Below are 10,822 nucleotides of genomic sequence, written 5' to 3' on the forward strand. Positions count from 1 at the left end.
GCTCTACATGTGTATGTGAAATATGTAATTTATGCATAAATCGTAAATGGAGAGAAGAAAATAATTGCAACCTTATAATTCCTAAGCATTTAGCATGTTTAGCTGGTGAACAACATCCTTTTGCTACTATTATAAGTTGTTCAGATTCTCGTATAGTCCCTGAGATTTTATTTGATACAGGCATGGAAGATCTATTTGTAATTCGTGTAGCAGGAAACACATGGGATGATGTGGCTTTAGGAAGTATTGAATATGGAGTAGCACATGCTCATACTCCAGTTTTAGTAATTATGGGACATCAACATTGTGGAGCAATAACTGCAACAGTAAATGCTGTGCTGGAAAAAGAATGGCCTGAAGGAAAATATATCAAAAGAATTATAATAAAATTGCTTCCTCCTGTTCTAAGCGCTATTAAAGAACTTGGATGGGATGCTCCTAAGGAAGAAATAATTGATCTTGCAATTAAGAAAAATATAAAAAATATAATAAATTTAATAAGAAGAAATAGTCGTGTTGTAAGAGAATTAGAAGAAGAAGGTAAACTTAAAATAATAGGAGCTGTTGTTTATATGGAAGGGGATCCAGATAAAGGTATTAGCCCAGGTGAAGTAGTATTTGAAGATGATCCAAGATGGTAAAAAATACAATTTGACAAATATTTTTAGTTTGCTTAAAATAAATTGAGATTATTTAAAATAAATTAAGCTTATGAAAAAGTTAATATATTTTATTCTTTTTATCTTTTTTTTTAATAGTTGCCTAAAAACAGACTTTACTTCCTCCTTTTCTCCAGCTTTTTTTGAAAAAAATCACCTAAATAAGACTTTTGATATTACAAAAAAAAACCAAAAAAATTTTTCATATGAAATTCTTCAATCTAAAAATGAAAATTCTAAAGATGAAATTTCTAAAGATAAAATAATAGAACTTCCTCCTTTTAAAAGTAATCAAACAATTAAATCTGAGAAAAAATATCCTTTATTAAAAAAAATAAATTGTGAAAAACTTACATCTTTAAAAAAGCCAGTAATTATTAATGTAGAAAATATGCCTATTCTTGATTTTATTATTTATGCTTTGGGAGAAACATTAAAAGTGCCTTTTGCTGCAGATGAAAAAATAAAACTAAAAAAAGATCTAATTACTTTATATATGCCTAAACCCGAAGCTCCTGCTAAAGTTCTTGAAAGAGTAATTAATCTTTTAGAAGATAAAGGTCTTTATATAGAAGAAAGAGCTGAAGCCTTGTTTATTTATTCCAAACCTCCTCAGCCTCAAAAACTTTTTGATATTCGCTTTGGTCTCGAGGTCCCTGAAAGTCCAGTAACGATTCTTCAAGTTATTCCCTTAAAATATGTTAAATCTTCAGACATTATCGAATTAATAGAAAATTATGTAACAACTAATGTAAAAATGAAACCTTATAAAGAGACTATTCTTTTACTTTATGGAGAAGCTTCCCAAATAAAACAAATAACTGAAATTATTAAAAGTTTTGATATTCCTTATTTAAAAGAAAAAAAAATTGCATTTTTGAAAATAACTTATTGGAAAGTTGATGAGTTTTTGATTCAATTAAAACAAATATTATCAGCCATAGGATTAAAAATAACAAATATTCCTTCAAAGCCTGGTATAATGTTGATCCCTGTAAAATCTCTTGAAAGTATCTTTGTTGTTGCTCCGGATGAAGAAAGTTTAAAACTTGTATTGGACTGGAAAGAAAAACTTGATATACCAGAAGCTGCCGGAGAGGAAGAAAAAATTTTTACTTATAAACCTAAATATTCTAAAGCTTCTGATTTGGTAGAATCAATTAAAAAACTTTATGGAATTGCTGAAGAAGAACAAATTAAAGAAAAGAAAAGAAAAAGAATCACTAAAATACCTGTAAAGTTTAAAATTGCTTCAGATGATGCAAGAAATATAGTTGCGGTCCTTACTACACCAAAAAATTTTGAAAAAATTCTTAAACTTCTAAAAAAACTTGATGTCCCTCCTCGACAAGTTCTTATTGAAGCTACAATTGCTGAACTTAGTTTAATGGATGAACTTCAATATGGACTTGAATGGTATATAAGAAACCGTTTGGCAGAAGGTAATTATACAATAAGTTCATTATTTGGATTACCTACAAGTCCAGGATTTACTTACCAATTTATCGCAAATGCAGAAAAATTTAAAGCTTTACTTTATGCTTTTGCAATGAAAGATTTAGTCCATATTCTTTCAACTCCCCGTTTATTAGTGCTTGATAATCAAGAAGCCATTATTCAAGTAGGTTCTGATGTTCCTATCGTTGTAAGTGAGGCCACAACCCAAATTGTAACAAATATAATAAGAAGTATTCAATATAGACATACAGGGGTAATCCTAAAAGTAAAACCAACAATTAATACAGAAGGAATGGTTACTCTTTATATTTCTCAAGAAGTTTCAGAAATGGGAGCAAGTCCACCAGGTATAGAATCTCCAACTATTCTTATAAGAAAAATAAATACTAATGTAGTAGCTCAAAGTGGACAAAGTGTAATTCTTGGGGGGTTGATTTCTGAAAACAGAGGATATACTGTTAATAAAATTCCAATTTTGGGAGATATTCCTATATTAGGAAATCTTTTCAAAACAACAACCGAATCAAAAAGAAAATCAGAACTTATAGTTATTCTTACTCCTACTATAATAAATAATCCTGAAGAAGCTGCTTATATTACAAAAGAACTCAAAACTCAGTTAAAATGGTTAAAAGAATAATGAAAAATTAAGAAATTATTGACAAAAAATTTAAAAGTATTAATTTCTTATAATCAAAATGCAAGTTTTTGAAAATTATCCAAAAAGAAGAGGATTTACTTTAATTGAAATTTTAATTGTCGTAGCAATCATAGCACTTCTTGCATCCCTCATTCTTCCCAATCTAATGGGAAGATTTGAAGCTTCCAAAAGAAAAATTGCTAAAGCCCAAATCGAAATGTTATCATCTGCAATCGAAGCATTTAAACTTGATACTGGAAGATATCCAAAAGATTTAAAAGAACTTTTATATTCTGATGACCCAAATTGGGAAGGACCTTATCTATCTAAAAATAAAATTCCAAAAGATCCCTGGGGTAGAGAGTATCAATATAAATATCCTGGAGAACATGCTCCTTATGATTTATACTCTCTTGGTCCCAATGGTAAACTTGACAAAAAGGCTATAACAAATTGGGAATAGAATGCTTTCTTTTGAAGAAACCCTCAAAAAACTTTTTAAAATAGATGATAAAGATTTATTAAAAGTTTATCAACTTCAAAAAGAATTTGGTACATCTTTAACTCAAATTTTTGTAAAAATAGGACTTTTAAGTGAGAAACAAATCCTTCAAGCATTATCAGAATATTTAAAAATTCCTCTTATTCAAGAAAATAACCTAACCATTGATAAAGAAGTAATAAATTTTTTAAAAAATGGTATTGATTTTGATTTTTTAATAAAAAATAATGTTGTTCCTATAAAAATTGATAAAGAAAATAATACTCTTATACTTCTTACTAATGATCCATTTAATTATGATGTCATAAATTATTTAAATTCTCTTTTAAATTGTCGAATTAAATTATATCTTGCTTCAGAAGAAATTATAAAAAATCTCTATAAATATTTCATTTCTGAATCTACCTCAAAATCTGGATCCAAAGAAAATTTTGTTTCTCTTTCTCCTGAAGATGATCCTGAAAAGTTAAAAGAATTGGCTTTTGAAGCACCAGTTATTAAATATTTAAATACTCTTTTGAATAAAGCAGTAGAACTAAGAGCTTCAGATATTCATATTGAACCAGAAGAAAATAAATCACGTGTTCGATTGAGAATAGATGGAATTTTACATGAAATGGATATATTAGAAAATACTTTTCATCTTGCTGTTGTTTCAAGAATAAAGCTGCTTTCTGGTTTGGATATTGCAGAAAAAAGGCTCCCTCAAGATGGGAAATTTACTACACGAATTGGCCCAATGTTTTTAGATATTAGAGTCTCTACTATTCCTACTGTAAAAGGTGAAGGTGTGGTATTAAGGCTTCTTTATCGTGAACGTCTTTATTTTGATATAAAAAATTTGGGTTTAGAAGAAGATCATTACTCTGTAATGAAAAAAATCATTTCCTATCCTTATGGAATGATACTTGTTACAGGACCTACTGGTTCAGGTAAAACAACTACACTTTATTCAATTCTTACATATCTTAATAATGATGAGAAAAAAATTATTACTATAGAAGATCCAGTTGAATACCAACTTCCAGGAATAAATCAGATTCAAGTAAAAAGTGAAATAGGTTTAACTTTCGCCTCTGCTTTACGTTCCATTTTAAGACATGACCCAGATATTATAATGGTAGGAGAAATAAGAGATAAAGAAACTGCTGAAATTTCCATTCAATCAGCTCTAACAGGACATCTTGTATTATCTACATTGCATACAAATAATGCTCCAAGTAGTCTATTTCGTCTTCTTGATATGGGAATTGAAGATTATTTAATAAATTCCTCAATTGTAGGAATCATTGCCCAAAGAATAGTAAGAAAAAATTGTCCTTATTGTAGCGAAGAATATAAAATCGATAAAGAAATCTTAAAAAAATTTGAAATTTTTGAATTATTAGAAAAATTTAAACCCCTTCTTAATGATAAAATAGTTTTTAAAAAAGGTAAAGGATGTGAAAAATGTGCTGGAACTGGATATCGTGGAAGAATTGCTATTTTTGAAATTTTTGAATATACAGAAGAATTAAAAGAAATTTTTAAAAAAACCTTATCTCTTTCTGAAATAAGAAAAAATATTAAAAAATTACCTTATTACAGAACATTAAAGGAAGATGGATTTTTAAAAGTATTAAAAGGAATAACCACAATTGATGAAATTCTTAGAGTATGTTAAAGACTTTTATTTATTCTGTGCTTGATTCCTTTGGTCAAGAAATAAAAGGAGTCCTTTTTGCAGAAAATTATGAAGAAGCTCTATCAAAACTTAGAAATCAAGGATATATTGTACTTGAACTTAAAGAAAAATCTGATAAAAAAGCTTTCTTTCCCTTTAGAAAAAAATTTGGAATCCAAGAATTATACACTTTTACTAAAGAATTCAACATTTTGCTTCGTTCAGGTATCCGTGTGGATTTAGCTTTGGAGTTACTTATTAAAACTACTACTAATGAAGCTTTAAAAAACATTCTTTCTCAGGTTTTAAAAGATTTAAAAGGTGGCAAAAGTTTATCTAAAGCTTTTGAAGATACTAAAAAATTTACTCCACTTTTTATTACAATGATTCAAGTTGGAGAAACTACAGGAAATTTGCGTTCTGCTTTTGAAAACCTTTCAGATTATTTTCGTTTTCAAATTCAATTTAGATCAGAATTAATAAATGCTTTAACTTATCCGTTATTTCTTGTAATTGCAAGTTTTCTTACCCTGATTTTTATGTTTAATTTTGTAATTCCTAAATTTTTTTCACTTTTTTATACTACTGCCTATCTTCCACTTCCTGCAAAAATATTAATAGGCTTAAATAAAATTTTTACTTTTAAAAATTTATTCATCTTATTTTTTAGTATTTTTTTTATAATATTTTTAAAAAGATTTGAAGGGGTCAAAAAAATTTTACAAATATTTTATTCTTATATTTTTTATCTTCCTATAATAGGAAAACTTTTTCTTAATTTTGAACTCTCTAAATTTTGTTATGCTATGTATTCCATGCTTCAAAGTGGAATAGAATTTATCAAAGCCTTTGCTCTTTCTATAAATCTTATTCAAAATTCTCAATTAAGAAATTCACTTTATGCTACTATAGATCAAATAAAAAGTGGAAGATCTATTGCTGAAGTATTTTCACAGGTATATTTTCTTCCAGAAATAGTTCCTCATATGATAAGTGTAGGAGAAACAAGTGGAGAACTCAAAGATATTTTTTTCGAACTTTATCAAATATTTGATGAAAGATTTAAAAATCAGGTTAAAAGACTTCTTGTGCTTGTTGAACCTACAGTAATACTTGTAATGGGATTAATAGTAGGCTTTATTGTGTTATCTCTTATTCTTACAGTTGTAAGTATAAGCAATATTAAATTTTAAATTTTAAATATGAATTTTAAAAAAAACGGTTTCACTCTTTTTGAAATACTTTTAGTAATTTTTCTTATAGGAATTGTATTTTCTATAGTTTTGCCATTTTCAATAAATGTATATTTAAATTATAAAGCCTCTTTAAAGGCTCAAAAAATAATGATTTTTATTGGGGAATTGAGAAGAAAATCTTTCCTTTATAGTAAATCTTACGAAATATACTCTAAGAATGGTGAACTAATTGTTAATAATAAACCTATTTATTTCAAAAATGCATTTATAAAAGTTTTTTCACCAATAATTTTTTATAAAAATGGTGCAACTAATGGAGGAGAAATTTATATTACAGTAAATAATATAAAATTTATTTTAAAAATTTTATCTCCTACAGGTGATTTAATACTTGAAAAGACAAGTTAAAACAAAAAAATCTTTAAGTTTTATAGTTCTTGATATTCTTATTGCTGGATTAATTCTTACTGCAAGTATAGGAACAACTCTATATCTTTTTAAACAAGGTTTTAAATATTTAGAAAATGCTCATAATTTAAATATTCTTATAAGTAAAATTCCCCAAGCTATATCTTTAATAAAAACTTTAGATTTAAAGAAAAAGCAAGGAAAAGAAGATTTAGGAGATGGTGTAGTTCTTTATTGGAAAGCCTATCTAATAAAAACTTCTCAGCCAATGACTTATATAAAAGAAACGCCCTTTGCGTCTCTTCATGAAATTTATCTTTATAAAATTACTTTAAAATTGATTTATAAAAATTTTGCAAAAACATATCAAATATATTACACAACTTTTAAACCTTTGTATGGAACAAAGAGTGCCTTTTAAAGGTTTTACTTTGATTGAGGTGGTTATTGGAGTATTTATTTTGAGTCTTATGCTTCTTTTAGCTGGTTATGCCTTTAATCAAATTCTTTATCAATATCAAAAAATATCTTCTGAAGGGATAGGAATAGGAAAATTTGCAAAAATTTTGTGGCTTCAAAAAAGTTTTGCTGGTGCTATTGATTATTATGTATTTCAAAAAAACAAAAGCTGGTTTCCATATTTTGTGGGGACACAAGAAGAAATATCTTATGTAACTATATCTCCGATTGCACATAATCTTCCTGCACTTGTTTTTATTAAAAAACAACAAGAAAAAAATGGTAAATTCTCGCTTTTGTATTATGAAATGCCAGTTTATGCTATGAATTATGAAGATATAAAAAATATTGAAATGTTTAAAAAATACGAACAAGGAATAAAAATTCCACTTATTGAAAATATAGAAGAAATTAAATTTGAATATTATGGATATGACTTATTTGAAAATACTTTTAAATATTTTGAAACTTTTGATTCTTCAAAATTAAAAGTCATTCCTCTTAATATTTCAATTATTTATAAAAAAGAAGGGCAACAATATAAATTAATATTTCATACATATGTAAATTCACTTTTAAAAAAGGATTATGAAAGGATTTATCCACAAAAATAAAGGATCTGTTACACTTCTCATAATTTTTCTTTCAGCAATTATTCTTACTGTAGGATTAAGTTTTAATTGGCTTATAAAAGAATATATAAAAAATTCACAAGCTTTTAAAGAAAAAAATGAAGCTATATTAAAAGCTTATTCAACTTTTAATAAATTAATTTATCTTATTCTTAATAGCAAATTTAATAATAAAGAAATAATTCTTCCAAAAGAAGAAAATTTAACAGAATTAAAATATCTTCCTTTAAATGGAACAAAAATTAAATTCGAAGAAAATGTTTATATAGAATTAATGGATTCAAATGGACTCATTTCTTTAACTACTATTCATTTACCAGCTTTAGAGAGACTTATTAAAAATTTAACTGGAAAAGAAGATGTATCCTCTATAATGGATGCTATTTTAGATTGGTTAGATCCGGATGAACTTGTAAGATTGAATGGTGCAGAAGCTTTTACTTATAAGGAAGAGGGTTATCCTTATACTCCAAGAAATTATGCTTTCCAATATAAAGAAGAAATTCTTTTAATAAAAGGAATAGGAGAAGAATTATACAAAAAAATCTCACCTTATATAACTATTTTACCAAATACAGGTTTTAATCCAAATACAGCACCTGATGAAGTATTAAAAGCATATTTAAACCTTAATGAAAAAACACTTCGTAATATAAAAAATTATCTCTTAAATAATAATACTATATCCTCTATCACTACTCTTTTTGGTTTAACTGGAAGTTATATTTATTCAAAAGAAGAAAATATATTATTTTTCCCCTCATACTTGATAGATTTAAAACTTTATATTACTTCATTTAATAATACAATTTATACAATAAAAACTGGAATTGATTTAAAACCTAATTTATATTTTCCCTATAGTATTATCTATTGGAAAGAAGAATGAGAAATTTGTTTGTAGGGTATTGGTATAAAGATTATTTAGATATTTATAAAAAAACACCAAAAAAATGGGAACTTTTTTCTTCTTCAAAATTAAACGAATTAAAACCTTTTAAATGTTTATTTGGGAAAAAAATTTTAGTAATAGGAAAAGATAAAATATTACATTGGAGAAAAAGGTATCCTCCTGCCCCTTATAAGAAACTTTTAAAAGCTATAAAACTGGATTTGTACAATCTTTTTCCTTCTAAAACATTAGAGTTTATCGCTTTACCTTTTGAAAAAACTTCTACATATGTGCTTTTTGACATATGGGCATGGGAAAATCATGAATTTTTACAAATAAAAAAATTTTTTCCTTTTTCTTATGCTATTCCAGAAGATTTAGCTTTTTATTTTGATATTCCAGAAATAAAAATATATAAAAATAAAGATTTAATAATTTTTTTAGCTTATATAAAAGAAAAATATTTGGCAACTGCTGTATTCAAAAATAGTGTTTCTGAAGAGGAGTTTAAAAAATTTTTTGAAAGCCTTGGAATTTTCAAAAAAGAAATAAAAGTTATAAAGATTTATGGAGATATTTTACCTAAATTAAATATGAATCTAGAAATTATCAGATATCCAGAACCTATATATCCTCCATTTTTAGAAGATATTCCAAAACTAAATCTCTCTTCTTTTAAAGTAAAATCTAAAATAACTTTCAATTTAAATAAATTTGAATATTTTTTAAGATTTATAATTTATTTCCTTCTTGGTTATTCTTTTTTTCTTTATAACTTAAATTATAACTATAAACTTGCTATAGAAGAAATTAAAAGTTCTATACAATTATTAAAAAATCTAAATAACAAAAACTCTCAAAAAGGGTATTCAAAAATTTTTAAAGCACTTAAAAATGAAATAGATGCCTATCCATCTCCTATTTATATATTGGATCTTATTGCTGAGAAATTACCAGAAGGAAGCTATTTAACCCATTTGATAATAAATGGAAAACAAATTGAAATAAGCATTAATACGCAGGATATTTTTTCTGTGCTTATCAATTTTGAAAAAACTCCATATATTAAAAATATAAAATTAAAAAATCAACCAATTAAAGATACTTCTTCGGGATATTATAGATTTGATCTAAGTTTTGAACTTGTAAAATGATTTTAAAAAAATACGATCCTAAAGAATTAAGAAAATTAGGAATTTATTTTATAATCATCCTTTTTATTCTTAACTTTTTTATTGTTCCTTTAAAAAGATCCATAGATGATAAAAAAATAATATTTAAAAATTGGCAAGAGATTTATTCCCAACATATTAAAAATATTAAAAAAACTGAAAAAAATTCTTATCAAGTTTTACAATATTTATTTGATAAAAATATGACTATTTTTGAAATACAAGAAAATATTTTAAAATGTATCTCTCAATTAACTTATGAAAAAGATTTAGAAATGTTAAATTTTGAGCTTTTAGAACCCATTCGTAAAAATAGCATTACTGAAATACCAATCTTTATTCGTTTTAGAGGAAAACCTCAAAAATTTATTGAACTTTTAAAATTTATTGAAAACCAAAAAAAACTTTTTATTATAAAAAATCTTGAAATTACTAAACGCGATAAAAATCTTTATTTTTACATTACATTTTCTGCTTTTAGATTAGAAAAATGAAAAAGATAAGATATTTAAAATATAAAAAATTTTTACCAGATATATTTTTTTTAATAATTTGTCTATCTTTTGGCTTTTTATTATCAAAGATATTTAGTCCTAAAGTTGAAAAAATCCCTACTTTTTTAAAAATCAAAAACTCTAAAAATAAGACCGAAAATAAAATAATTTTAAAAGATACATATTCTGAAAAATTTCTAAAAACTCGAAATATATTTTCTTTAAATGGAAGATATATTTTAAGTTCGTCAACTAAAATAAATAATTCTAAAATACATTATACCTTAATTGGAGTTCTCCAAGGAGAAAAAAAGAAAGCCGTTTTAAAAGATTCTAATGGAAACATTTATTTTTTAGAAAAAGGAGACAAACTTTTAAATGGTTTTGTAATTACAAAAATAAAAACAAATTTTATTGAATTAAAAAGAAATAATAAAAAAATTGAACTAAAAATTTTTAAAATAAAAAAACCTCCTAAACATTAAATAATACAATTTATTGATAAAGGTCGGGATTTTTGTTCAAATAGATTTTAATTTATTCATCCCAATAGAGTACAAGCTAAAGGAAGGATTAAAAAATGTAAGTTGTGTAAAAAAATTGTAAAAATTAGTTTTTACAATTTTTACAATTTTACAATTTTTACA

Annotated in this window: 12 protein-coding genes; all 12 read left to right on the forward strand. The window is 25.2% G+C overall.

What is annotated here, in order from left to right; genetic code table 11:
* Positions 1–641: hypothetical protein (locus LWW95_10605; GenBank protein ID MDL1957473.1), on the forward strand; the 641-nt coding region annotated here is incomplete at its 5' end.
* A 70-nt stretch (positions 642–711) separates the two neighbouring features.
* Positions 712–2,757 (forward strand): hypothetical protein, encoded by a 2,046-nt coding sequence (locus LWW95_10610; GenBank protein MDL1957474.1) that lies wholly within the window; start codon positions 712–714, stop codon positions 2,755–2,757.
* A gap of 58 nt (positions 2,758–2,815) precedes the next feature.
* A complete protein-coding gene (gene gspG, locus LWW95_10615) occupies positions 2,816–3,220 on the forward strand; it encodes a type II secretion system major pseudopilin GspG (GenBank protein ID MDL1957475.1) in 405 nt (134 codons plus the stop codon).
* Between the two features lies 1 nt (position 3,221).
* Entirely contained in the window at positions 3,222–4,922 is a 1,701-nt protein-coding gene (gene tadA / locus LWW95_10620; GenBank protein MDL1957476.1) for a Flp pilus assembly complex ATPase component TadA, read from the forward strand.
* Positions 4,916–6,115, forward strand: coding sequence for a type II secretion system F family protein (locus LWW95_10625; GenBank protein ID MDL1957477.1), 1,200 nt, complete (start codon positions 4,916–4,918; stop codon positions 6,113–6,115). Before tadA ends, LWW95_10625 begins: the two co-directional genes overlap by 7 nt.
* Before the next feature lie 9 nt (positions 6,116–6,124).
* Entirely contained in the window at positions 6,125–6,526 is a 402-nt protein-coding gene (locus tag LWW95_10630; protein ID MDL1957478.1) for a type II secretion system GspH family protein, read from the forward strand.
* Positions 6,510–6,947, forward strand: a complete 438-nt coding sequence (locus tag LWW95_10635; GenBank protein MDL1957479.1) for a hypothetical protein — start codon at positions 6,510–6,512, stop codon at positions 6,945–6,947. The genes LWW95_10630 and LWW95_10635 overlap by 17 nt, the downstream gene beginning before the upstream one ends.
* Positions 6,925–7,599, forward strand: coding sequence for a prepilin-type N-terminal cleavage/methylation domain-containing protein (locus LWW95_10640; protein MDL1957480.1), 675 nt, complete (start codon positions 6,925–6,927; stop codon positions 7,597–7,599). Before LWW95_10635 ends, LWW95_10640 begins: the two co-directional genes overlap by 23 nt.
* A complete protein-coding gene (locus LWW95_10645; GenBank protein ID MDL1957481.1) occupies positions 7,574–8,506 on the forward strand; it encodes a general secretion pathway protein GspK in 933 nt (310 codons plus the stop codon). Before LWW95_10640 ends, LWW95_10645 begins: the two co-directional genes overlap by 26 nt.
* Positions 8,503–9,663 carry a PilN domain-containing protein gene (locus tag LWW95_10650; GenBank protein ID MDL1957482.1) on the forward strand — a complete coding sequence of 387 codons (1,161 nt, stop codon included), beginning with the start codon at positions 8,503–8,505 and terminating at the stop codon, positions 9,661–9,663. Before LWW95_10645 ends, LWW95_10650 begins: the two co-directional genes overlap by 4 nt.
* Positions 9,660–10,175 (forward strand): type 4a pilus biogenesis protein PilO, encoded by a 516-nt coding sequence (gene pilO, locus LWW95_10655; protein ID MDL1957483.1) that lies wholly within the window; start codon positions 9,660–9,662, stop codon positions 10,173–10,175. The genes LWW95_10650 and pilO overlap by 4 nt, the downstream gene beginning before the upstream one ends.
* On the forward strand, positions 10,172–10,660 hold the full coding sequence (locus LWW95_10660; GenBank protein ID MDL1957484.1) for a hypothetical protein: 489 nt from the start codon (positions 10,172–10,174) through the stop codon (positions 10,658–10,660). Before pilO ends, LWW95_10660 begins: the two co-directional genes overlap by 4 nt.
* The last annotated feature ends 162 nt before the right edge of the window (positions 10,661–10,822 follow it).

It is taken from the genome of Candidatus Desulfofervidus auxilii, assembly GCA_030262725.1.
In the GTDB taxonomy this organism is placed as follows: Bacteria; Desulfobacterota; Desulfofervidia; order Desulfofervidales; family Desulfofervidaceae; genus JAJSZS01.

Bases quoted from the DNA above. Each gene is read 5' to 3' on its own strand.
- LWW95_10610 (MDL1957474.1), top strand. From the start codon at position 712: ATGAAAAAGTTAATATATTTTATTCTTTTTATCTTTTTTTTTAATAGT.
- gspG (MDL1957475.1), top strand. From the start codon at position 2,816: ATGCAAGTTTTTGAAAATTATCCAAAAAGAAGAGGATTTACTTTAATT.
- tadA (MDL1957476.1), top strand. From the start codon at position 3,222: ATGCTTTCTTTTGAAGAAACCCTCAAAAAACTTTTTAAAATAGATGAT.
- LWW95_10625 (MDL1957477.1), top strand. From the start codon at position 4,916: ATGTTAAAGACTTTTATTTATTCTGTGCTTGATTCCTTTGGTCAAGAA.
- LWW95_10630 (MDL1957478.1), top strand. From the start codon at position 6,125: ATGAATTTTAAAAAAAACGGTTTCACTCTTTTTGAAATACTTTTAGTA.
- LWW95_10640 (MDL1957480.1), top strand. From the start codon at position 6,925: ATGGAACAAAGAGTGCCTTTTAAAGGTTTTACTTTGATTGAGGTGGTT.
- LWW95_10645 (MDL1957481.1), top strand. From the start codon at position 7,574: ATGAAAGGATTTATCCACAAAAATAAAGGATCTGTTACACTTCTCATA.
- LWW95_10650 (MDL1957482.1), top strand. From the start codon at position 8,503: ATGAGAAATTTGTTTGTAGGGTATTGGTATAAAGATTATTTAGATATT.
- pilO (MDL1957483.1), top strand. From the start codon at position 9,660: ATGATTTTAAAAAAATACGATCCTAAAGAATTAAGAAAATTAGGAATT.
- LWW95_10660 (MDL1957484.1), top strand. From the start codon at position 10,172: ATGAAAAAGATAAGATATTTAAAATATAAAAAATTTTTACCAGATATA.